General features: G+C 58.6%; 19 protein-coding genes. 4 read left to right on the top strand and 15 right to left on the bottom strand.

From position 1 onward, the window contains the following. Window positions 1–44: 44 nt before the first annotated feature. Window positions 45–4,043, bottom strand: a complete 3,999-nt coding sequence (locus LEPTO7104_RS0130745; RefSeq protein ID WP_017302408.1) for a magnesium chelatase subunit H — start codon at window positions 4,041–4,043, stop codon at window positions 45–47. Window positions 4,044–4,448: 405 nt separating this feature from the next. On the opposite strand from LEPTO7104_RS0130745, the gene LEPTO7104_RS0130740 reads away from it, so the two are divergent. After that, window positions 4,449–5,099 (top strand): DUF305 domain-containing protein, encoded by a 651-nt coding sequence (locus LEPTO7104_RS0130740; protein WP_017302407.1) that lies wholly within the window; start codon window positions 4,449–4,451, stop codon window positions 5,097–5,099. Window positions 5,100–5,163: 64 nt separating this feature from the next. Here the strand turns inward: LEPTO7104_RS0130740 and LEPTO7104_RS0130735 are convergent, their stop codons facing one another. From LEPTO7104_RS0130735 to LEPTO7104_RS0130720, 4 genes are all read right to left on the bottom strand, one after another. Beyond that, on the bottom strand, window positions 5,164–5,460 hold the full coding sequence (locus LEPTO7104_RS0130735) for a type II toxin-antitoxin system RelE/ParE family toxin (RefSeq protein ID WP_017302406.1): 297 nt from the start codon (window positions 5,458–5,460) through the stop codon (window positions 5,164–5,166). Beyond that, complete coding sequence (locus LEPTO7104_RS0130730) at window positions 5,457–5,684, bottom strand: addiction module protein (RefSeq protein WP_017302405.1); 228 nt, start codon at window positions 5,682–5,684, stop codon at window positions 5,457–5,459. The genes LEPTO7104_RS0130735 and LEPTO7104_RS0130730 overlap by 4 nt, the downstream gene beginning before the upstream one ends. Window positions 5,685–5,787: 103 nt before the next feature. Continuing rightward, window positions 5,788–6,204 carry a tetratricopeptide repeat protein gene (locus tag LEPTO7104_RS0130725; protein WP_017302404.1) on the bottom strand — a complete coding sequence of 139 codons (417 nt, stop codon included), beginning with the start codon at window positions 6,202–6,204 and terminating at the stop codon, window positions 5,788–5,790. A gap of 126 nt (window positions 6,205–6,330) precedes the next feature. Next, window positions 6,331–6,687, bottom strand: a complete 357-nt coding sequence (locus tag LEPTO7104_RS0130720; protein WP_017302403.1) for a HesB/IscA family protein — start codon at window positions 6,685–6,687, stop codon at window positions 6,331–6,333. A gap of 346 nt (window positions 6,688–7,033) precedes the next feature. Between LEPTO7104_RS0130720 and LEPTO7104_RS0130715 the strand changes: the two genes are divergently transcribed. From LEPTO7104_RS0130715 to LEPTO7104_RS0130705, 3 genes are all read left to right on the top strand, one after another. Beyond that, complete coding sequence (locus tag LEPTO7104_RS0130715; RefSeq protein ID WP_017302402.1) at window positions 7,034–8,722, top strand: DUF6930 domain-containing protein; 1,689 nt, start codon at window positions 7,034–7,036, stop codon at window positions 8,720–8,722. Between the two features lie 153 nt (window positions 8,723–8,875). Next, on the top strand, window positions 8,876–9,268 hold the full coding sequence (locus LEPTO7104_RS0130710) for a VOC family protein (protein ID WP_225887126.1): 393 nt from the start codon (window positions 8,876–8,878) through the stop codon (window positions 9,266–9,268). A gap of 135 nt (window positions 9,269–9,403) precedes the next feature. Further along, window positions 9,404–10,603: a hypothetical protein gene (locus LEPTO7104_RS0130705; RefSeq protein WP_155524020.1), complete on the top strand. Its 1,200-nt coding sequence runs from the start codon at window positions 9,404–9,406 to the stop codon at window positions 10,601–10,603. A gap of 73 nt (window positions 10,604–10,676) precedes the next feature. Here the strand turns inward: LEPTO7104_RS0130705 and lexA are convergent, their stop codons facing one another. The 10 genes from lexA to LEPTO7104_RS43985 all read right to left on the bottom strand — a co-directional run bounded on the left by lexA (window position 10,677) and on the right by LEPTO7104_RS43985 (window position 22,376). Continuing rightward, window positions 10,677–11,303, bottom strand: coding sequence for a transcriptional repressor LexA (gene lexA, locus LEPTO7104_RS36355; RefSeq protein WP_017302399.1), 627 nt, complete (start codon window positions 11,301–11,303; stop codon window positions 10,677–10,679). A 176-nt stretch (window positions 11,304–11,479) separates the two neighbouring features. Then, window positions 11,480–12,364 (bottom strand): hypothetical protein, encoded by an 885-nt coding sequence (locus LEPTO7104_RS0130695; RefSeq protein ID WP_017302398.1) that lies wholly within the window; start codon window positions 12,362–12,364, stop codon window positions 11,480–11,482. Between the two features lie 66 nt (window positions 12,365–12,430). Beyond that, on the bottom strand, window positions 12,431–13,093 hold the full coding sequence (locus LEPTO7104_RS0130690) for a hypothetical protein (protein WP_017302397.1): 663 nt from the start codon (window positions 13,091–13,093) through the stop codon (window positions 12,431–12,433). Window positions 13,094–13,319: 226 nt separating this feature from the next. Next, window positions 13,320–13,796 (bottom strand): hypothetical protein, encoded by a 477-nt coding sequence (locus LEPTO7104_RS0130685; RefSeq protein ID WP_017302396.1) that lies wholly within the window; start codon window positions 13,794–13,796, stop codon window positions 13,320–13,322. Window positions 13,797–14,080: 284 nt separating this feature from the next. Beyond that, the gene (locus tag LEPTO7104_RS0130680) at window positions 14,081–14,938 is read right to left on the bottom strand and encodes a DUF6671 family protein (protein ID WP_017302395.1); all 858 of its coding nucleotides are present in this window, start codon (window positions 14,936–14,938) and stop codon (window positions 14,081–14,083) included. A gap of 7 nt (window positions 14,939–14,945) precedes the next feature. After that, a complete protein-coding gene (locus LEPTO7104_RS0130675) occupies window positions 14,946–15,791 on the bottom strand; it encodes a nitrate ABC transporter ATP-binding protein (protein WP_017302394.1) in 846 nt (281 codons plus the stop codon). Between the two features lie 477 nt (window positions 15,792–16,268). Then, the gene (locus LEPTO7104_RS0130670) at window positions 16,269–18,275 is read right to left on the bottom strand and encodes an ABC transporter ATP-binding/substrate-binding protein (RefSeq protein WP_017302393.1); all 2,007 of its coding nucleotides are present in this window, start codon (window positions 18,273–18,275) and stop codon (window positions 16,269–16,271) included. 125 nt (window positions 18,276–18,400) lie between these two features. After that, on the bottom strand, window positions 18,401–19,228 hold the full coding sequence (gene ntrB, locus LEPTO7104_RS0130665; protein WP_026073226.1) for a nitrate ABC transporter permease: 828 nt from the start codon (window positions 19,226–19,228) through the stop codon (window positions 18,401–18,403). 367 nt (window positions 19,229–19,595) lie between these two features. After that, a complete protein-coding gene (locus LEPTO7104_RS0130660) occupies window positions 19,596–20,957 on the bottom strand; it encodes a CmpA/NrtA family ABC transporter substrate-binding protein (RefSeq protein ID WP_017302390.1) in 1,362 nt (453 codons plus the stop codon). 400 nt (window positions 20,958–21,357) lie between these two features. Continuing rightward, window positions 21,358–22,376, bottom strand: a protein-coding gene (locus tag LEPTO7104_RS43985; RefSeq protein ID WP_155523829.1) for an IS630 family transposase whose coding sequence is annotated in 2 segments (ribosomal slippage) — window positions 21,358–21,947 and window positions 21,947–22,376 — 1,020 coding nt in all. Because the reading frame shifts where the segments join, the coding sequence is not laid out codon by codon here. Window positions 22,377–22,431 lie beyond the last annotated feature (55 nt).

Raw genomic sequence — 22,431 nt, 5'->3', positions numbered from 1 at the left:
ACTGACTTTTAAAGCACCCTCTCAATTAGCTATTCAGCAGAAGCCTACTCCACACCTTCGATACGGTCTTCAACTTCCTGATATAGCTCCTGGAGCTTCTCCAGATTTTCGTCGCTGGTTTCCCAGTAGCCGCGCCCGTTTACCTCCAGCAGGGTCGAAACCATGCGGCGGAAAGAGTTGGGGTTGAGATCCATCAGCCGTTTGCACATCTCCGGGTCTTGAATGAAGGTGGTGTTCACGTCTTCGTAGACCCAGTTGTCCACTGCGCCAGCGGTGGCCGACCAGCCCATGGTGTTGACCAGGCGCTTGGAAAGCTCGCGCACGCCTTCGTAGCCGTGGGAGAGCATGCCCTCGTACCACTTGGGGTTGAGCATTTTGGTGCGGGCATCCAGCCGCACTGTTTCCGACAGGGTGCGCACCTGGGCGTTGGCGGTGGTGGTGTCGGCGATGTAGGCCGCCGGGGCTTTGCCGTCTTCGCGCAGCGAGGCCACCAGCTTGGTGGGGTCTGAGTCGAAGTAATGCGACACATCGGTAAGGGAAATTTCCGATGAGTCGAGGTTTTGGAAGGTGGCCTCCGCTGTCTTGAGGGCCGACTCAAACAGGCCCCGATTGCTGTCCATGACGCCGGGGTTGTCGGAGTTGAAGGCAAAGGATTTGCGCTTCAGGTACATTTCCTGGAGTTCGGCCTCGTTCTCCCAGGTGCTGTTCTCCACCGCCAGGTTGATGTTGGAGGAGTAGGAGCCAGAGGCGTTGGAGAAGATGCGGGTGGCGGCTTCTCGCACCGAAAGGCCCATCTCGGCGGCCTGCTCCAGGGCGTGCTTGCGGACGAAGTTCATCTCCAGGGGCTCGTCGGCTTCGGCGGCCATTTTGACGGCGCGATCGAGCAGAGCCATCTGGTTGATGAACAGGTCGCGGAACACCCCAGAACAGTTGACCACAATATCAACCCGGGGCCGACCCAGCTCTTCGAGGGGAATCAGCTCCAGCTTGTTGACCCGCCCCAGGGAGTCGGGCAGGGGCTTGACGCCGACAAACCACATCATCTGGGCCAGGGATTCGCCATAGGTCTTGATGTTGTCGGTGCCCCAGAGCACGGTGGCGATGGTTTCGGGGTAGGCGCCGTTGTTTTCCTGCCGCTGGCGCTCTAGCAGGCGATCGACCACGATTTTGGCTGACTGTACCGCCGCCGTGGTGGGGATGGACTGGGGATCGAGGGCGTGGATGTTTTTGCCCGTGGGCAGCACGTCGGGGTTGCGGATGGGGTCGCCGCCGGGGCCGGGAAGCAGGTATTCGCCTTCTAGGGCTTGCAGCAGGGCACCCAGCTCGTTGTCGGCGCAGATCTGCTCCAGGCAAAATTCCAGGTACTCCATCAGAGGCTTGATCGCTTCGCCATCGACCTTGGGATAGCCCGCGTCGTGGAGCGCCTTGATCCAGGGTTCTTTGCGGCCAATATTGAGGAAATTCAGCCGCGACACCATGGAGACTCGCCCTTCGGCGTCGATCTGCTCGTGGACGAGGGCGGCCACGGCGGCGCGCACCCCCTGGTTGATGTCGTAGAGCAGCTGCACGTCGGCCAGGACGCCGCGATCGCTGTTGCCGTAAATGTCACCAATATCCCGCCCAATGCTCTCGGCAATCAGGCGCTGGAGGCTCTTCATGCCGTCTTCCTCGCGATCGAGGCTGGCGATGTTGACCAAGGTGGCGATCGCCTCTTCCGCTGTGGGCGGCTTGCCCACCACATGCAGCCCGCAGGGCAGCAGCCGCGACTCGATCTCCATCAGCTTGATGTAGATCTTGCCCACTAGGTTGTCGCGTTCTTCGTTGGAAAGTTCGCCCGTATCCCCTTCGGGTAGCTCCACATCCCGATCCAGGTTGCAGATTCGCGCCGTTTCGATGATCGCATTGACGATCTGCACCGCGCGGCCACTCTCTTTGTTGCTCTGGTAGGAGCCGATCAGCTCGCTCAGCTCCTTCAGCCCCTTATACAACCCCGCATTCTCAGCGGGGGGAGTCAGGTAGCTGATGGTTTCGGCGTAGCCCCGGCGCTTGGCGATGGTCGCCTCGGAGGGATTGTTGGCGGCGTAGTAGTAGAGGTTGGGGATGCTGCCGATCAGGTTGTCGGGGTAGCAGGTGCCCGACATGCCCATCTGCTTACCGGGCATGAACTCCAGCGAGCCGTGGGTGCCAAAGTGCAGCACCGCATCCGCGCCCCAGATTTTGTTCAAAAAGGTGTAGTAGGCGGCAAAGCCGTGGTGGGGGCTGGCCGAGCGGGAGAACAGCAGCCGCATCGGGTCGCCCTCGTAGCCAAAGGTGGGCTGCACGCCAATGAACACATTGCCAAAGGCCTTGCCGTAGACCAGCAGGTTTTCGCCGTCGGTGTTGAGGTTGCCCGGCGGGGGACCCCAGTTTTCTTCCAGCCGCTCGGCATACGGGGTCAGGGCCTGATACTCGCGCACCGGCATGCGGTAGGCGATGTTCAGCTCGGGGCTCTTGTACTGGGCCTGGGCGTCGTGGATGACTTCCTGGAGCAGCGCTTCCGGCGACTCGGGCAAATCCTGAACGTCGTAGCCGTTCTGCTTCATCGCCTCCAGCACTTTATAGATCGAGCCGAACACGTCCAGATAGGCGGCGGTGCCCACATTGCCCTTATCGGGAGGAAAGCTGAACACGGTGATGGCCAGCTTTTTGTCGAGCTTGGGCTTGCGGCGCAGGTTGGCCCACTTCATCGCCCGCTGGGTAATCGATTCAATCCGGTCTTGCAGGGAAATGGCGCGCCCAGTTAATCCATCTCGGCCCGACAGCACGATCGGCTCGATCGCCCCATCCAGCTCGGGGATTGCCATCTGTAGCGCCACCTGAATTGGGTGCAGGCCCAGGTCGCTGTCTTCCCACTCCTCGGTGGTCTGGAACACCAGGGGCAGGGCCACCATGTAAGGCCGGTTGAGCCGCTTCAGGGTTTCGATCGCCTTGGGGTGATCCTGCCGCGCCGGGCCACCCACCAGGGCAAAGCCGGTGAGGGAGACTACCGCATCGACAATGGTCTTGGTGTTATCCACCGGGTCAAAGAAGTAGGCATCGACCGGCTTGGAGAAATCGAGACCGCCCGCAAACACGGGGATCACCTTTGCCCCCATGTACTCAAACTCCTGCACCATGGCCACGTAGTGGGCCTCATCGCCCGTCACCAGGTGGGTGCGCTGCAGCACCAGGCCAATGGTAGGGGCGAGGGGATCCCTCAGATCCTCAGAAATGTCGCGGCGGGAGCTGTGCCAGTTGAGGTACTCTTTGATGTCCTCGAACATGGTGGGGGCCATGGGGTGCCAGATGCCCATGTCGGGGTAGGTGACCGGCTCTTCGTAGTCGATGCTTTCGGCCTGGGGTGCCCCCTCGATCGCGCTGTCGGTGATCACGTAGCGATCGGCCAGCATTAAGAAGAAGTTTTCCAGGTTCTCGGGCGAGCCGCCCAGCCAGTACTGGAAGCTGAGCATGAAGTTGCGGGCGTCCTGGGCCTTTTCCACCGGCAGGTACTTGAGCACCGTGGGCAGGGTGCGCAGCAGCTTCAGCATGGCGTCCTGGAAGCCCGCGCCGGACTTCTCCTTGCGCTTTTTCATGAAGGAGCCAATCATGCTCTTCGACTGGCCCAGCTGCGCCATGGAGAAGCTGCCCATCTTGTTGAGGCGCATTACCTGGGGCATGGAGGGGAAGCACACGGCCACGTCGAGCTGGTCGCGCACGGGGGCGACGGCCTCCACCACCTTGTCGGCCAGGTCTTCGATAAAAATTAGCGAGGCGATGAAGACATTGGCCTCGGCCACATCCTGCTTGAACGCCGCGTAGTTGTTGGCGTCGCGCAACTCCTCGATTAGATAGCCGCTGACTTCGAACGCCACCTGGGAATTGCGGCTGTTGATTGAGCGGATGGCCGAGGACAGAGAGCTCTGGTATTGAGGCTCTAGAACCACATAGACCACCTTAACCAGACGCCGCCCGTTGAGGTCATCGGGGGCAATGTGGCGCACAGTGGGCTTGACGTGGGTGAACATGCAGTAAAACTCCTTTCGCGGCTGAGGCTGGGGCAGGGAATGACAGTGGCGTGAGGCCGGTTCACATCAACCGGGACGCACCTTAGACAGGTCCTAGGGGATTGTATAGGAAATATTTCGTAACGAAAGCAAAATCAAAGATGTCTTTCATGTTTGTATCAGAAAACCTTGCCAGATAAGGCTTAGGGCGATTAGGTGACACAATTTGAAATAAAACAGCCCCGGCTTTGTTAACAAAATTTACAGTACGGCGCGATCGCTCCTCTCGATTTCGTAACAAAATATTAATTAAATCCTGCATGGATAAATATAGTCAAGGCGCTGGAGCCTGCTTGGTAATCTTGCGGGCCAGGCTGTGTGCTAGAGACTATCCATTCGGTCTCCCTTTGGATGCTAGCTAGAGCTATGAATCGATCTGTTATTGCTGGGTTGGCCCTCGCTGCCCTGGTTCCTCTTACCGCCTGCGGCGGCAGCCAGGTTATGGATGCCATGCACGATGGCCAGACTACCCAGTCTGCACCATCAGACGACATGATGCATGGCGGCCACGAGATGGACTTAGGCCCAGCGGATGCCACCTATGACCTGCGCTTTATCGACGGCATGACGCCCCACCACGAGGGGGCGCTAGTGATGGCGGAAGCCGCCCTGACGAATTCTAAACGGCCCGAGATCCGCCAGCTGGCAGAAAATATCATGGCCTCTCAGCAGGCTGAAATCGACCAGATGAAGGCCTGGCGCGCCGCCTGGTACCCCGACGCCCCGGGCGTACCGATGATGTATCACGCCGAAATGAAGCACGACATGCCCATGGACGAGGCGATGATCAGCTCCATGCGCATGGATATGGATCTGGGCGGGGCCGACGACGAGTTTGACCGCCGCTTCCTCGACGCCATGATTTCCCACCACGAGGGGGCAGTGGCAATGGCGAAGGATTTGAAGGAAAAGAGCGATCGCCCCGAACTCAAAGCCTTAGCTGACGACATCATCGCCTCCCAGCAGGCCGAAATTGACCAGATGAAGCAGTGGCGGCAGGCTTGGTACGGGCAATAGAGCCGTTTGGCAGGACGAGCAGCCGAGTTGCACGGGGGCAATTGCACCGTTCCCAGCAGGCAATTTAAAGTCGGTCTTGCCAAGATTTCGGGCTGCGTTTGCCATGAAAACAGGCCACAACGGCAATCAGCTCTTGCTCAACCACAAACAGCAATCCGTACGGGAAACGTCGTAGGAGCGCTCGCCGCGCTTGTTGGTAGATCTTAGGATAGCCGAACGGATTGCGCCCGATGCCTGACAAGCTAGCATCCACGGCTCGAATAAACTCAGACCCTAAACCAGGGGTTTGGGCTTCGTACCACTCAAAAGCATCTTGAATATCTAACTCCGCTTCGGGACGAATAATGAGACGGTAGCTCACTGAGCAAACCCCAGGCGTTGCTTCACCTCTTCCCAGGTTGAGCCAGCGGTCGGATTGTGCTGGTACTGCTCTAAGCGTCGATCCAGTTCTTGCTCTTGAGCCTCACTCAGCAAAAGTTCCTCTTGATTGTCCAGAATACTATCCCAAAGGTCTTCAGCCAGTTGGATCCGCTCAGCGATGCTTAATTCTGAGATTTCAAGCTTCAGAAGAGGATGCTTACTCATTGGTGGGTACACAGTACGGTCGTGCGCTTTACCTAGTAAGTGTAAGACACACGACCGATAGCCGGGGCGCAGGGCGATCCGCCTAACATCACTAGGGCTTCCACTATTCCAACCACTGCTTTACCCGCGCCAGGCTCTTCCAGTCGGGCTTGCGGGTGAGGCCATCGTCAATGCTCTGCATGACTTCGGCGCGCATGTCGTCGGCCACGGTCATCACCTGGGCGGCAATTTCCACATGCTCGCGCACGCCAGGCTTGCCCGCATCGAGCATGGCCACGGCCAGGTTGACCCGACCCTGGGGATCTTGGGGATTGAGCTTGACGGCTTTTTGGGCGGCTTTGAGGCCGGAGTTTGGCTTATCGGTGAGCAGGTACAGCCAGGCCAGGCAAGCCCAGGCGGCGCTGCTCTTGGGGGCGCGATCGCACACCTCTTTAAACACCGAAATTAGCTCAGCCGGATCTTCGCCCGCCTTGTAGCGCTCGATGCCCTCGTCAAATAGGGCTTCTACAGTTTGAGTCATGGTCGATCAATGTCATGGCCGAGATCTAGCTAACCACGAATGGTCGCTAGACGGGATACAAATGGAGAAGAGGGTATGCGGTTTACGGTCTGCGGTCTACAGCGAACCGTGCACCATACACCGCAACTATGCCCCAAAGGACTTGCCGCAGCCGCAGGTCTGGACGGCGTTGGGGTTGGTGAACTGGAAGCCGCCGCCAATCAGCGCATCGCTGTAGTCGAGCATGAGGCCGTAGAGGTAGAGCAGGCTCTTTTTGTCGCAGATGACGCGAAAGCCGTCGTAGTCATAGACTTCGTCGTGCTCGTTGATGTTGGCTGGATCTTCAAAATCCATGGTGTAGGACATGCCAGAACAGCCTCCCTGGCGCACCCCTACCCGCAGGCAGAGGTCTTTGCCGCCCTGGGACTGCTGGAGCGCCTTAACGTGTCGGAGGGCCGTTTCCGACATTAGAATGCCTCGGGTTTGTTCAGTGGCTTGAGCCATTGCAACCTTTTAATGTAAGTACACGTTATCTAATGATAAACAGAGTCACCCCTTCCTAGACCAGGATGGGCGCAAATTGTTTTGAAATCTAACACTTTCGCGGCTAAACCTTAGTTGTTGCCGCCAGGAATTTCTATAGTTTATAGCAGCCGCCTTGGGCCTTGGTCTGCCCTGCCCTGCGAAGGCCGTCGGTTGAGCGGGATAACCCATCGCTGGGGGCCAGTCAAAGCACATGCGGTTAAGCTGCTGTGGGCAGTTGGTGATTAAACTTGGCTATGCTGACCAAAGCCGTGCCTTAGCCAGCGGAAGCTCAAACATCTGTTCCACCCGTCGTTACTGTTAGCCCATGACCCGATTGAACCGCATTACCTTAGATCGCCTGAAGCGGCTGCCTCGCGTAGCCAGTGTCTGGGAAGGCGATCGCCGTTCGGTGGGCGGTTTGATGGATGACGACGGCGGCCTGCGCCAGCGCCATACCGAAACCAGCGACTGCATTCTCTGGGTCGACAGCAGCCACGGTGCGGTGCGGGGGCTGACCATTGTGCCTACCACCTGTGGTTACGAGCCCGTGGTGCGCACGCTGCTCCAGGCAATTGAAACCCCCCAGGGCAACCTGGCCCCGGCCCGGCCACAAAAGATTGTGGTCAGCGATCGCGAGATTCAGTTTTACCTGCGCGGTGCGCTCCAGGGCCTCGACATCGCGATCGATTACGCCCCCGAGCTGCCCCTGATCGACGAGCTGTTCAACGCTCTCCAGCAGTCCGCCGAGATGACCGAGGCGGAGCTGCCCCCCCGCTACGCCGAAGCCATGCTGGGCCAGGCCATGGAGATATGGGAACTGGCCCCCTGGAACACCCTCAACGAGCAGCAGGTGCTGGCCGTTGAGATCAACGCCTGGGACATTGAAACGCTCTATGTCTCCATGCTGGGCATGGGCGGCGTGGAGTACGGCCTGCTGATGTACCGCTCGCTCAATTCGCTGAAGCAGTTTCGCCAGCGGGTGCTGATGGGGCAGCAGTCGCCCAAGCAAATGCAGGAGGCCTTTCTAGAGCAGGACTGCCTCTATCTCAACTTTGAGCTATTTGACGATGACCCCCTTGATCTGGAGTCTCAGCCGACGAGCTGGCTGGGGGCCGCCCCCGAGGCGGTGCAGCCCGACTTTGGCAGCATCCACCCCCTGGAGGGCATGCGTAGCCAGCTGGCCGACGAGGAGGGAGCCACTTTTTTGGTGGCGATGGATGCCATTGGCCGCTTTGTAACCCGCTACCGCGCCCAGCTCGAAAAGCCTCCGCTCAAGGCCCTCAAGGGCAGCTATAAAATTCCCAACCCCGAGAAAAATAGCAGTGCATCCCCGCTGAAGGTAACGGTCAGAACCCTGCCCGAGGTAACCGAAGAACTCGCCGCTGAAACCGACGAAGTCCTGGGCGGCAGTGACGGTCTCGGCCCCACTGGCCTGGTCAATTTTCCGGTGCTGCGCGATGACTACGTGCCCGAGGGGGCGATCATCATCCTCACCCAGTTTCAGCGATCGCTGCTGAACACCCTGCGCCAGGACCCGGCGATCGCCTTTCAGCATCAAGCCCTAAGTGCCGAAAAGCCCGTCGATTCTGCGACCCTGCCGGTGGTGCTCATTCAGACATCGCGGCCCAAGGCCAAGATTTTGATCAAACAGCTCCAGCAGGCCCAGGGGGTGCAGGCGGTGTGCTTTAACCCCGGCAGCGACCCCTTTAGCGGCGAGGCCTTTGAGCTGGGTCTGCTGCAAACCGGCGACGGCGAACTGCACCTGTTTGCCGAGTACGAAACCAACGGCAGCGCCGATCGCAAGCTGCTGGAGCGGTGGAACACCTGGCAGCGCGAGTGCCACGGAGCCTGCGCAGTGGTCATCGCCAGCGGCATTACCGGCAACAGCAAGGGCAAGCCTGGGGCGAAGGATATTCTGGCGATTTTTGAGGCCCGCTGTAAAACGCCCAAAGACCTGCACCTGCCGCCGCTGATGTTGCAGTACGCCGCGGAGTGGGAGATGGACTCGGAATAGTAGGGGAGTGGGAGAGTGGGGGAGTGGATGAGTGAGGGAGGGGATGAGGGGATGAGGGGATGAGGGGATGAGGGGATGAGGGGAGAAGGTGGGGGAGATGGGGGGGGTGGGGGAGTACTGAGCGTTTGATAGTCAGTTGGGTTAAAGGATACTTTGACGGACGGATCTCTGGGCTGTGGCGGTGTTTTTGTGACTATTGCCAGCCTTAACTTAGAGGCTCTGGTGTCTTTTTATGGTGCTCTGCTGGGGCAGGAGGCTCAGGTTTACCAGCGCGATCGCTATGCTGAGTTCCGTTTTCCTGGGCTTAGGCTGGCGATTTTTAGGCCCAGGCCTGACCAGGTTGCCCGGTTTGCCGGGGCCAGCAGCGGAGCGATGAGCCTTTGTCTGGAGGTGGCGAGTCTGGAAGCTGCGATCGCCCACCTCACCCGCCTGGGTTGCCCGCCTCCCGGCGCCATCCTCACGGCCTCCCACGGACGCGAAGTTTACGCCTTTGACCCCGACGGCAATCGCCTGATTCTGCACCAAAACGTTGAGAAGCCTGCTTGAACACGGGGCCTGGTCTGAAGGTCTGGTCTAAAAGTCTGGCCTTAGATTTTGGGGAAACGTGGCAGTATTGAGAGGGACAAGCCCTGCGGGGCTGTTCCGCAGCAGATCGGCAGCCATGGCCAGGTGGGCTAACCCATGAGACCTCAAGATCCCAACTTTCCCCAGGAAATTCCCCCCATTCCGCCACCGCGCGACAGTGGTGAAACGGGGCCAGGGGATGAGCCAGTTTCCCCCTCGCTGGACGCTAGTGCTGGGCCTGAGCCTGTGAAGCCTGAGCCTGTGGGGACAGAGCCTGTAGAGGCTGGGGCTGTGGATTCTGATTCTGTAGATCCTGGGCCTGGGGAGCCTGAGTCTGCAACACCTAACGTGGCTTCTGCCCGTAGCGACGATGGTCAGGGGAGAGCCAGCTTTGACCGCGCTTCCCTCAGGTCTGATGCCGCCGCCGCCTCGGCCCAGTCCAACGGTCGCCACTACGATCCCGATGCAGCTCCCTGGACCGACAGCGACCTGCAAAACGTCGAAGAACCCGCGTCGGTGCCGGTACCTGAACCGCAGCCTGCCTACAATGACAGGTATCGAGATCCCTCTCTGTCCGGTGCTTCCTCCCAGGGCACGCGATCGGTGCCGCCAGCGGAGGATGTCTGGGCCGAAACCGGAATGCCTTACCAACCAAAGGAGCTGGGTGTAGTGGACCAACTGCTGCTGGTGCTGGCCGAGGGCGTGACGCTGTGGAAGAAAGGCCTGCGGTGGGTGCGATCGCTTCTGCCCTCCAACCTCCAGCGCCAGCTTTCGGACGAAATTCTCACGGCCATTGCTCTGGGTCTGCTGGTGCTGCTGCTGGCTCTGGGGAACCCCCTGGGTTCGGGCCAGGGAGACCGAGCGGTGGCCTCAGAACCGGGGCCTCGCCCCACAGCGGCAGCGCCCGACACCAGCGATCGCTTTGCCGAGCCTGCCCTAGAGGCCGAACAACCTGCGGCCCTGGACCCCGCGCCCGTGGTTGAACCCACCCCCGAACAGAGCCTGATCACCGATATTCAAGATCGGGTCAGCCGCATTAGCCGCTCCTACAGCGCCGGGTTGGTGCAGTCGGTAGAGGTCAACCTGCCGGAAAATACCCTGGGCGTAAATGTGGCCGAAGCCTGGTATGGTCTGCTGTCAGCGCAGCAAGATGAGGTGGCCCAAGACATTTTGGCCCAGGCCCAGGGGCTGAAGTTTGGCACCCTGCAACTGCGCGACCCGGATGGTGTGGTGGTGGCTCGCAACCCGGTGGTGGGGCCAAATATGGTGGTTCTGCGGCGGCAGCGATCGCTGGATGCCGACTGGCGGACTGAGTAGACGCATGGATGGTCCAGCGGGGGGAGGGGGGAATGCGATCGCTGTCGATTCTTCCCTGGGCAGAGCCTGGAGCCTAATCGTGCTCTACCGCTACCCACAAACCATCGTCATGGCGGTGTTGGCCCACCATGATTCCCTGAACTCCAACTTGGGAACGTTCTAGGGTACGGGACGGATGGGCTGGGTTAGCGGGTTTGAGGGTGATCTGATTGTCACCTTCGTCGTAGTAAACACGTTTGAGCGTCGTGCCCTCGCCGTCGATCCAAACCACCGCAATTTGGCCGTGGTGAATGGCCCAGAGATCTTTTATGGGGCGAATGACCACAATATCGCCATCAAAAATTTGGGCATCTATCATGCTGTCGCCGCTGACTGTGAGAGCATAGTCGCCGTCTTGGTAGCGTTGGCCGTCTAGGCACACTTGCTCAGAGTATCTTTCGGGATGCTCGGTAAGAAAACCTGCCTGAATGAATCCCATTAAGGGCAGTTCGCTACATGCAAGGCGAATCGTGCGCGATTTGCCGCGCTGCTTTTCGATGTACCCCTTTTGCTCCAGTCTGACCAGCAGATTTTGAACAAAGGATCGAGAGGAAATTTTCAAGTCTTCCTCAATTTCCCGAATGGTAGGAGCATAACCATTGAGAGCAAATAATCGCCGTAAGCAGTCGTAAATAAGGCGTTCTGAGCAGCGGAGACCCATAATTGCAGTCAAAGTAGTTCATGTGTATTACTTTATCATTCGGTGATTCTACTCATCAATAGGTTCATTTGTTCTCCGTATTGCGCGAAAATCTATAAACCAGGCAAAAAAAGCCCGACTGAATCTCAGCCGGGTTTCAAACGTATCAATTCAATTCTGCTGCTAGGACCTACAGGCTAAATCTCGGCGACGGCGCGCTCGATCAATCGGCGGGCCAGGGTTTGGGTGCCGGTGTGCTCGTAGTACTTCACCGACATGTCGAGGAACGCGCCCAGGTAGTCAAGCTTACCCTTAGAGCCTTCGATGAAGCCGCCCAGGTTGTCCACCAGTTTGCTCTGGGTGATGTTGTGGTCGCCCACAAACTTGTCCATCCAGCCCTTGGTAGACTCGAAGCTCTCGGTCATAAAGGAAAGCTTGGACTTGGAATCGTGGCCAGGGATTTCGTCTTTGATGCCTTTGAAGGTTTGGTTGTTGTCGAGATCGCTGGCCCCCATGCCCTTGATGGCGCTGAGCGCCTTGGTGGAAAAGTCGGCCCCCAGGGGAATGATGCCGTCGAAGCTGACCAGGGCCGCCATGCGAACCAGGGACTCGCTGCTGTAGTCGCCTAGGGCGGCGAGAAAATCGCCCAGGCTGTCGCCGGGGATGCCGCTAATTTTGCAGAAGGCCACCACTTCGGCCACCAGCTTCACCACCAGGTCGATGGTTTGGGCTTTTTCGGGCTTGGGGGAAAGGTTTTTGAGAAAGCCCAAAAAGGTGTCCTGGCCGATGCGGTTGGCCAGGGCCGCCGCCCCCAGCAGGCCGGAGGCCGAGTCCACGGTTTCGTAGAGCCAGAGGGCGCTCTGGTAGCCCTGCTTTTTGTCGTTGAAAAGGGCGATCGCGCGTTCGCCAATGGCCTGCACCATGGCTTCGTCGGTTTCGCCGGTCACGGTTTTGATGGTGTTGTCGAAACCCACCAGGTTGTTCCACTGGCCGGGCACAAAGGTGTCGAGGGTTTTGAGTGCCCGCACGGTTAGCCCCCCGGTGGGGAGCTTGTCGACAATTTCGTAGATTTTTTTGCTCACAACTTACTCCTTATGGCTGCCTTGATTTCTGCTGTTGAGGTCATCGCGGTGGGAAAAGCTGACTCCCTAGGAGGCAGGTTGAAGGCTAGGAGACAGGCCGGGCAGCTGCACCTTGGGTAGCTTAAGGCCGGTCTTGGGTTCGGCGGGAGCGGTGGGTGGGGTGGCGGCGGTGGGGGTCTCAGGCAGGGCGGCGGTGGGTTTGGCGACGGGCTTCAGCGCTCCTTTTAGCTGGGCCAGCCCCTGGAGGTCAAACTTTTGTAGCCAGCTCACCCGATCTGCTTTGGTAAAGGAGGGGTCGCGGGAGAGGACCTTGACCTGGTAGCGATCGTTGACCAGCACTCCGGTGGCGGTACTGCCCTGCTCGACGGATGGGAACCCGCTGATGGATTCGGTGGCCCCCTTGTACTTTTCTGCCGCCGCTGGCACGCTGGTGGTGTCGCTGATGGTCAGCATGGCGAGGGTTTTGCCGTCCTGCTCGAGTTTGTACTCCGCAAAGCCCTTCTTCTCTTGGTAGGGAATGACGCTGTAGTTGCCCTGATCGCCGGGGAAAAAGGCGTTGAAGGTACCGCCTTTTTCGGCTTTTTTATTCACCGCCGCTGGGGAACCAAAACCAGTGGTGTCTTTTTGCACCTGATCGTATTTCGATGGAGCCGAGGAACAGGCCGTAACCAGCAGCACCAGGCACACCATCAGGGGGGCCAATCGCCGCAACCAGCGGGTAATACTCATAACACTCTCCTTCACAGGCAATTTCACAGGCAAACGATGGCATGGACCAGGATCGTTCCAGGGCCATCTATGGGGATTATCCTCGACCGTGGCACAGAAACATAAAGCTGCTGTAAGTCAACATTATCTTTTACAAAAAAATAATGCTGGGCTAATTCTCAATGGTCGCCCACGGAGCGGTCTTGGCTGTCTGCCCTGGGGTCAGTTTTAGCTACAGCTTTACCGCCTAGAGGCCCAGGGCGGTCTTAAAGCGATCGAGGGCGGCGGCTTCGGCAGCGCTAACTTTGCTGCCCGAGCCAAATAGTCCGCTGCCCGCGGCTTCGGCCACCGCTGTGCCGCAGTTGTAGATGAACTGCTTGTACTCGGCTATTTCTGTGTCTGAGGCTTTGCCTGCGACGACGGCCAGGGCGGCTGTGATATCTGCGATCGCATGGTCGATCATGGCCCCAGATTTGACGTCTTCGGGCTTGATGTCGGGCTTGTCTAGCTTGACATCGCCGCTTTTCATCGCCGCCTCTGAGAAGGTGGCCTGAATGATGGAGTTGGCGGGGTATTTCTCGGCAGCCCCAGCAATTTGCTTTGACATGGCGGCGGCTTCGATGGCCGTCGACACGATACCCAGATCAACCATGGCTACCGATAGGCCGGTCATCATGGGGGCTTTGACCAGGGTTTGCAGCTCGGCGGGGGTGTAGTTGCTCATGGTTTACCTCGTGGGGATGAAAGAATAATGCACGCTCAGCAATTTCCAGTCTAGAGGTTAAGCAAAAACGGCGGGCAATCCCCAGATTGGGGTTTCGCTCGGGATAAAGTCGGTATGCTGGCTAGCGGTCTAGCCGAGCAGCGCGGGCGATCGCGATGGTACTGCCGCCGTTTGCCCTTTAATTTCGCCTTTTAACACAGTCCTCAGTCAGGCCTCCCTACTCTATTCACCCACACGAATGCCCTTCAACGCCGATCGATGGTCTCTCTCTAACGCCTGTGGGGCTAAGGGTTGCAGTAGGGGCAATAGCTGGGATCTGCCGCCGAAAAACCGTGGTCGCCGGGGAGGCGCTGCTCAAACTGGCAGCGCTGGCAGCGATGGAGCCGTGCCAGGGTCAGCAACGTTGGGGTACCACAGAGGCTACAGGGTAGCCCCGGAAACTGTTTGACCACGCTAAAGCCAGGACAGCTACAGGCCGGACAGCCCTGGGCGATCGCCCGCACCAGGTCCTCAGCGGCCTGGGCAATCACCCCCATGCGGGTGGGGTTGTAGAGCGCTCGCATGTCGGTTTCAAGGTAGATTTTAGGCTCGGGCGACTGGTCAAGGGCCTGTTTTACCAGGGGCAGCAGCGTCTCGACTGCGGTGATGCCCTTGCCCAAGATGCTGTCGGCCTCGCTGTCTTTGACCACCAGCCCGTGCTGGGGAAACCCCACCGCCTCGGCAAAGGCCAGGGCCTCCTCTGGGCTGTGGATGGCCTGACTGCGGTAGTTGGTGTCGGTGGACAGGCACTCGCCCACGATTTCGAGCTGATGCTGGCGATCGATCAGCACCACTAGCTCGCGATCGCAGGCCACAAACGGAATCTGCGGATGCGGCCCAAAGCTGCCTTCGCTGGCAACAGCCAGGGTTTCCCCCGTTTGCCGGAGGGCGGCGGCGGCCTTGAGCCGGGCGGTGGTGAGTTGGTCTGCCGGGCGTTTAATGTCGCCGGTAAAGGTGCCAAACACATCGGTGTCAAAGGCCGGCGGCACGGTGACCCTGACTCCCAGCTGGGCTTCAAGCTGAGGGGCGATCGCCGCCTCTTTGCGATGCATGGTCGCCAGCACCGCCACCCGGCCAGCAAAAAAGTCCGTTGACTCAGCCATCCTAAACTCACTCATCGTGGGCAAAGCGATTATAGAGAAAGTCGAGGGCGTGGTTGCGCAGCTGGTAGTACTGGGGGTCTTCCATGATCTGGTCGCGATCGCGGGGCCGCTCAAAGGGAATGTCCATCACCTCGCCGATGGTGGCGGCGGGGCCGTTGGTCATCATCACCAGGCGATCGGCCAAAAACAGGGCTTCGTCGATGTCGTGGGTGATCATCAGCACGGTGCAGCGGTGCTCGTTCCAGATCTTCAGCAGTTCTTCTTGAAGTTCTTCTTTGGTGATCGCGTCCAGCGCCCCGAAGGGTTCGTCGAGAATCAGCACTTCGGGGCGAATGGCCAGGGCGCGGGCGATGGAAACTCGCTGGCGCATGCCGCCGGAGATCTGGTCGGGTTTTTTATCCGCCGCTTCGGTGAGGCCGACCATGGCCAGGTGGTCGCGGACGATCGCCCGCTTTTGGGCTTCGGGTTTATTGGGCCAGACTGATTTTACGGCCAGGTAGACGTTTTCAAACACGGTGCGCCAGGGCAGCAGGGCGTAGTTTTGGAAGACGACCATGCGATCGGGGCCGGGTTTGAGAATGGGCTGGCCTTTGAGGGTGACATGGCCGCCGGTAGCCTGCTGAAAGCCGGAAACGAGGCTGAGCAGGGTGGATTTGCCGCAGCCGGAGTGGCCGATGAAGCAGACAAATTCGCCTTCTTGAATGGTGAGGTTGACGTTTTCGAGTACGGGGTAGGGGCCTTTGGGGGTGGGGAAGCTCTTGGAGACCTGATCAAAGGTGAGGAAGCCTTGGTCGGGGTAGTTCAGCCATTCAGGATGAACAGCCCGACGGGACTTAAGCTGGGTGGGTTGCATGGGATGACTCCTTAACGCTTGGATTGAAATGGTTTACGGGTTGGGGTTGTACGAGGTCTGAGTTCAGTAAGCCGTTTAAAGACAGTCAATGCTGTCGGGGCAAATGGCATCTCCCCTGCTCGATGGGGGAGCAACTCAACCAGATTCGGCATGAGTTGGATTGGGGCATGGGTTGCTGGGGCTGACGAAAGTGGGGGTGTGAGGCCAGAGGTACTGCTGGGGCCATTTCGCTGGCCCCAGACCCCCTTCGACCAGGGCCTTTCCGCCGCCCTGGACCCAACGGAAAGGATAGGTTGATCATCGGTTTAAACCTCTGTCCTGCCGATGAGGGGGGTGGAGGATTTAAACCCTGAGGTCCCCAACCCCGTTCCGTAGGGTGCATTCGCGCCAGCAATGCACCATCAGAGATCTGGGAATAGGCTATCCAATGCATCGCGGCCACCCATCTACCCATCCACCCGCCTACCCCTCCACACCCTACGCGGCCATCGCCGCAACCGGCGCGTCTAGCAGCACCTCGGCGATGGTGATGTCGCGCTTGATGGTGAGGCTGTTGAGGTAGCCGATCGGGTCTTCGGCGTCGAAGTCGGTGCCGTCGAACAGGTGAATGCTGCCGCGGGTAAATTTGGCGTCGAGCAGGCCCAGTTCGCGGGCGGCGGTGCTGTAGACATCAACGCGCACGATGCGTTCGAGGATCTCCAGCCAGTTGCGGGGGAAGGGGACATCGCCCCAGCGGGCCAGCTGGGCCATGTGCCAGAGGTGTTCGGTGCGGCTGGGCCGGTTGGCGCCGTTGCCGAAGAACAGGTGGTGGGCGTACTCGCGCATGGGTTTGTCGAGGGTGCAGACTTTGGTGGTGGGGTTGCCCAGGTGAATGTACTCGATCGCGGTGCCCAGGTAGGTGCGGCGGGAGAGAATCTGGCGAATCTCCAGCTCGTTTTCGGGGTCGGCGCAGTAGCGGCAGGCGTCGAGCAGCGCTTTGGTGAGGGCGATGTGGGTGTTGGGGTAGGCGGTGGCCCAGTCTTCGCGCACGCCGAGCACTTTGCCGGGGTGGCCGTCGTAGATTTCGCGATCGGTGGCGATGGTAAAGCCCACCTCATCCATGGCGGCGCGCAGGTTCCAGGGTTCGCCGACGCAGAAGCCATCAATTGAGTTACCTTTCAGGTCCACTACCATTTGCGCGGGGGGGATGGTTTGCAGGGCCAGGTCGTGGTCGGGGTCGATGCCGCCCGCCGCCAGCCAGTAGCGCAGCAGCAGATTGTGCATCGACGACGGGTGCACCATGCCCATGCGGTGCTGGGTTTCGGGGGTGCGCCGCAGCATCTCCCGAAAAGCATCCAGGCTGTGGACGCCCTGGTCGTAGAAGCGGCGGGCCAGGGTGATGGCGTTGCCGTTGCGGGTCATGGTCAGGGCCGAAACCACGGGCAGCGGAATGTTTTTGTGGCCGCCGAGGGAAAACCACAGGGGCATGCCCGAGGGCATCTGGGCGGCGTCGAGGTAGCCTCCGGCGATGCCGTCGACGATGCCGCGCCAGCTGGTTTCGCGCATCAGGTTGACTTCATCGAGGCCGTGCTTGGCAAAGAAGCCTTTCTCTTTAGCGATCGCCACCGGGGCGCAGGCAGTCAGGGGCACAAAGCCAATGTCCAGGTTGACCTTCTCCAGCCCGTGGCGGGCGACCACGGCCGTTTTGAGGGCGCGGCGCTTTTTGATCCGCTTTTGCTGGTTGAGGAAGTAGATGATCTCGCTGCGCAGGCTGTAGTAGCTGGGGTGCTCGACCACCTCCATACGCTGGCGGGGGCGGGGAATATCGACGTCGAGAATGTTGCCGATCTCAGCGCCGGGGCCGTTGGTGAGCATAACGATGCGATCGCTGAGCAGCACCGCCTCATCCACATCGTGGGTGACCATCACGGCGGTGACGTTGTTCTCATCGCAGATCCGCATCAGCTGGGTTTGCAGATTGCCGCGAGTCAGCGCGTCCAGCGCCCCAAAGGGTTCATCCAGCAGCAGCAATTTGGGCCGAATGGCCAGGGCGCGGGCGATCGCCACCCGCTGCTTCATGCCCCCCGAGAGCTGGTCGGGCATTTTGTCGGCGGCGTGCTGCAACCCCACCAGGTTGATGTGCTCTTGTACAATGGCGCGCTGTTCACCCCTGGGGCGATCGCCAAAGACAGACTTAACCGCCAGGGCAATGTTTTCGCGCACCGATCGCCAGGGCAGCAGCGAATAGTTTTGAAACACCACCATGCGATCGGGGCCGGGTTCGGTAATTTTTTTGCCCTCCAGGGTCAGCACCCCAGAGCTGGGCAACGACAGGCCAGCAATCATATTTAAAAGAGTTGATTTGCCGCAGCCGGAGTGGCCAATAAAGGAGACAAATTCACCTGTTTTGATGGTTAAATCAATGCCTTTAAGGGCAATATATTCACCGCCATCGGCCAGGGAAAACACCTTATCCACCTGGTCTACTGCCACCAATAAACTCATAGTTTTATCCTCGCGATCGTTGTGTTGAATGCCATCAATCCCCTCCTTGGAGGGGTAGGGATGGGTTAGCCCAGTCCATGGAACCCACCCCGCCCTGCGGGCACCCCTCCGAGGAGGGGAGTCAGCTACTTGCGCAGCGGAGCGATCTTCATCTGCAAGAACGCAATCAGGCGATCGAGCAACAGCCCCACAAAGCCGATGTAAAACACCGCCAAAATAATCTCGCTGATGTAGTTTTGCTGGTAGGCATCCCAGATAAAGAAGCCAATTCCCACAATCCCTGACATCACAATTTCTGCCGCAATAATCGCCAGCCAGGCCAGACCGATCGCAATCCGCAGTCCGGTAAAAATGTAGGGCAGCGCCGAGGGAAACAAAATGTTGAAGTAGTAGTCCTTGCGCGACAGTTGCAGCACCTTGGCCACGTTGTCGTAGTCCTCTGGAATTTGCCGCACGCCCTCAATGGTGTTGATCAAAATCGGCCACACGGCGGTAATGAAAATAACGAAGATGGCGGCGGGCTGGTTTTGCTGTAGCGCCACCAGGGCGATCGGCACCCAGGCCAGCGGGGCCACCATCCGCAAAAACTGAAAAATTGGGTAAGTGGCCTTGTTGAGCCAGGGGCTAGTGCCCACCAAAACCCCGACCGCAATACCCACCACCGCTGCTGCCGTATAGCCCTGGGCCACCCGGCCCAGACTGGCCAGGGTTTGCCAAAACAGCCCCTTATCCAGCCCGCCCAGATCGTAGAACGGGTACAGCAACAGCTCGCGGGTGCGGGTATCGGTCCACAAACTCAGCGGCCCCGGCAGGCGGGTCATGCCCGACCACGACACCAGCTGCCACACCGTCAAAAATACCGCAATGCCAATGAGGGGAGGAATCAGGTCGGGGCCGCGTTTCTGCCAAAACTGCTGAATGGAGGCCAAAACTGGATGGGAGCGCGGCTGCATTCTCGAAGGTGCTTGGGTAACCATTGGTTTTATCTCTGTGTTAAGTGGACTGAAGTTGAATGGACTGAAGTTGAATGGACTGAAGTTGAATGGACTGAAGTTGAATGGACTGAAGTTGGCACGGTTTTGAAGAGGAAACCCACCCCGACCTTTTGTGAGGGAGACTGGCCGGGGCAGGCTGGTTCAGAGACCGAGGCAAGGGTGAATGGGGCTGCTGTTGGCGATGGGGACCGCATTCTCTTGCCTCTGGTCATCTCTCTCCGAACCAGGACTGGCGGGAGATGAATGGATGGGTGGGCAGGTAGATGGGTAAAGTAGGCTGTCGCTCGCCATACCCTTTTACCCATCTACTCATCCACCCTTCTCCCTAGACCCGCTTAATCTTGAGGCTGCTGAGGTAGGCCTCGGGGTTGGCGGGATCAAACTTGATGCCGTCGAAGAAGGTTTCAATACCGCGCGAGGTATTGGCGGGAATATCGGAGAAGCCTGCTTCGGTGGCGGCTTCGCGCCAGAGGTCTTCGCGGTTGACCTGATCGATAATGCGCTGAACGGTGTCAAAGTCGGTGAGCTGGTTTTTGTGGAAGCCCCAGCGCATGCTTTCGGTGAGGAACCACAGATCGTGGCTCTTGTAGGGATAGGACACACTGCCAATCGGGTCTTTCCAGTACAGCGGGCCGACGCTGATGTCCTTAAAGTCGGCCTTGCCGTCGCCCATGGCGTACTCACCTTTGTAGGGCGGGGTCAAAATCTCTTCGGGCACATTAAAGTAGTTGCGTCCCGCCAAAATTTTCACTGCCTCAGGCCGGTTAGCCGGGTCATCCATCCACTGCTGGCCTTCCATTAACCCTTTCAGCAGAGCCTTGGTGGCTTTGGGGTTGGCGTCTACCCAGTCGGCCCGGATAGCCAGGTACTCTTCGGGGTGAAAGGCCCACAGCTCGTGGGTCAGGGCCGACATAAAGCCAATGTCGTCGGCAACGATGCGGTAGGGCCAGGGGTCGCCAGTGCTAAAGGCATCCATAGTGCCGTTGCGCATGCCCTGCACCGTTTCTGCCGGAGGCACCGCCAGCAGGTCGATGTCCTGGTCGGGGTCTACGCCGCCCGCCGCAAACCAGTAGCGAATCCAAAAGTCCTGGTTGACGTTGGGGAAGGTGTGGGCGGCTTTAAACTTGCGGCCCTGGGTCGAGGGAAAGCCCTTGATGTAGTCGGCGGCCCCCGAAATATCTAGCCCCAGCCCTTTGCCGGTGTGAATGCCGGAGACGGCAATGCCGTTGCCCTGGGTTTCGAGCTGGGCCAGCACGTACATGGGCACCTTCTGGCCATTGGTGATGATACCTTCGCTGATCAGATGGGGCATGGGCATTTGCCACTGACCGCCGTCGATGCCGCCCCCGGCTGAGCCAATGGTGACGTTGTCGCGGGCGGAGGCCCAGTTGGCCTGCTTTGAGACCTCGACTCCGGTCATGCCGTACTTGGCAAAGAAACCCTTTTCCTGGGCGATGATCATCGCCGCCGATTCCACGATGGGAATGTAGCCCAGCTTGATGGTGGTGGTCTCGGGGGTGTCGTTGGCGGCGATGGGACCGGGGGCGGCGGTTGAAGCTGTTGTTTCTGTCGGGGCGTTGGCGGAAGGGGGGTTGCCGGCACAGCTTTTTAGGAAGACTGCCCCCGCTGCCGACACCCCAGCAGTGGCCAGAAACTTACGACGGGTGACTCTCGAAAAATCAGACATAAAATCTCCTTGCAACGCCCTAGCTCAAGAGCGCCGTAAACGACATGGGTAAGTGGTGGAATAGCTCTGGGGGGTGACCCCGGTTGGCGGCATAGGATTTATAAAAGTAAATCCTATGTCTTCTCTTCATGGCATTAAGTCTATATTGTTTTCTGCGGCTGTGGAACCCCGAAAACAGCGAAATCCGACTGCAATTCTCGATAGAAAAAATAAGCTGAGTTTATTGCATAGAGCATTTCAATAGAGGTAATTAATCTACTAAGCAGGAGGACCAAATTAAGCCTTACTTGGAATTTCCGGGTTTTCTCCCTGCGGCAGACGCTTCGCGTTGGCGATAGCGTTGCGGAGCAAAACGACTCCGCTCAATGCGTCTTATAGATATATAGCAGTCCTATTTGGTTCATGAAAAGGATCCGTATCGATGCATTTTTGGGAAATTAAACACCTCTAGCCTAAAAAACTGCTCGAAGAGGGCTTTGAGCGCCGAGAAGCAGGGACGCAGCCCTGACATCCGTCTTAGCCACGTTTTAGCCTGTAGCCAAGCATCTTCGATGGGATTTTGACTCGGGTCGTTGGGTGCGAATCGAACACAATGGATTTTCCAGGCTTTGGGCTCTAATCCAGCATTGATTTGGCCTAGAAAGTCTTGGAGTTCTTGGGAGCGATGGTAACTTGCCCCATCCCAGAGCAAGAGTAACCGTTGCTCTGGCCATTGCGTTTGCAAAAATTTGAGATACGCCATGGTGTTGGTCGTATTCCCTTTCTCGTGCCCTTGAACAATCAGGCGCTTGCTGAGCAAATCTAAGGCTCCATAATACGTTTGACGCTCTCGTTCGTTCACAATAGGCACCTCAACCCGTTCCCCCGTTCGTCCCCACACGTAGCCTTGAAGGTCACCACTCATGAGATGACATTCATCGACAAAGAGCACTCTCAACTGCCCGGCTTCGATCTCGTCTCGGTAACGTGCCAATAGCCGCTGGATCTCGGCTTTTTTGCGGCCACCGCCTTAGCGTCCGCCTTTGGATTCACTTTACTGGTCTTTTTCCAACTCAAACCCGCCGCTTCAAACAAGTCGTAGTAGCTTTGCTTAGACTCGTACACCACGTCGTAGGTCTCGGCCAGATGATACTCCAGCTCACTCAGTTCCCAGATCGCTTTAGCCTGTAACCACTGCAATACGGCCTCTCGCTCTAGCGGGGTCAAATAACTCCTGCGACCTTTATGCTGAGGGCGGAACCCGGCTAAGCCGTCCCGCTCATAGGCTTGTTTCCATTTGCTCAGGGCTCCCAGCGATACATCGAGAATCGCGGTGATGGCCTCATAGCCATAGTCCTGATAGATCAGTTTGACGGCCAATGCTTTCTTCACTTGGCGACCATCACGTTCAGCACTGATAAAGGCCTTGAGTTCTTCAATGGCAATGGTTTTGCTGAGCTTAGTCTGGGGGGTGGGCATGACCATCACACCTCGC

The sequence above is a fragment of the Nodosilinea nodulosa PCC 7104 genome (assembly GCF_000309385.1).
GTDB classification, from domain to species: domain Bacteria; phylum Cyanobacteriota; class Cyanobacteriia; order Phormidesmidales; family Phormidesmidaceae; genus Nodosilinea; species Nodosilinea nodulosa.
This window is presented reverse-complemented; position numbering and strand designations above follow the sequence as displayed.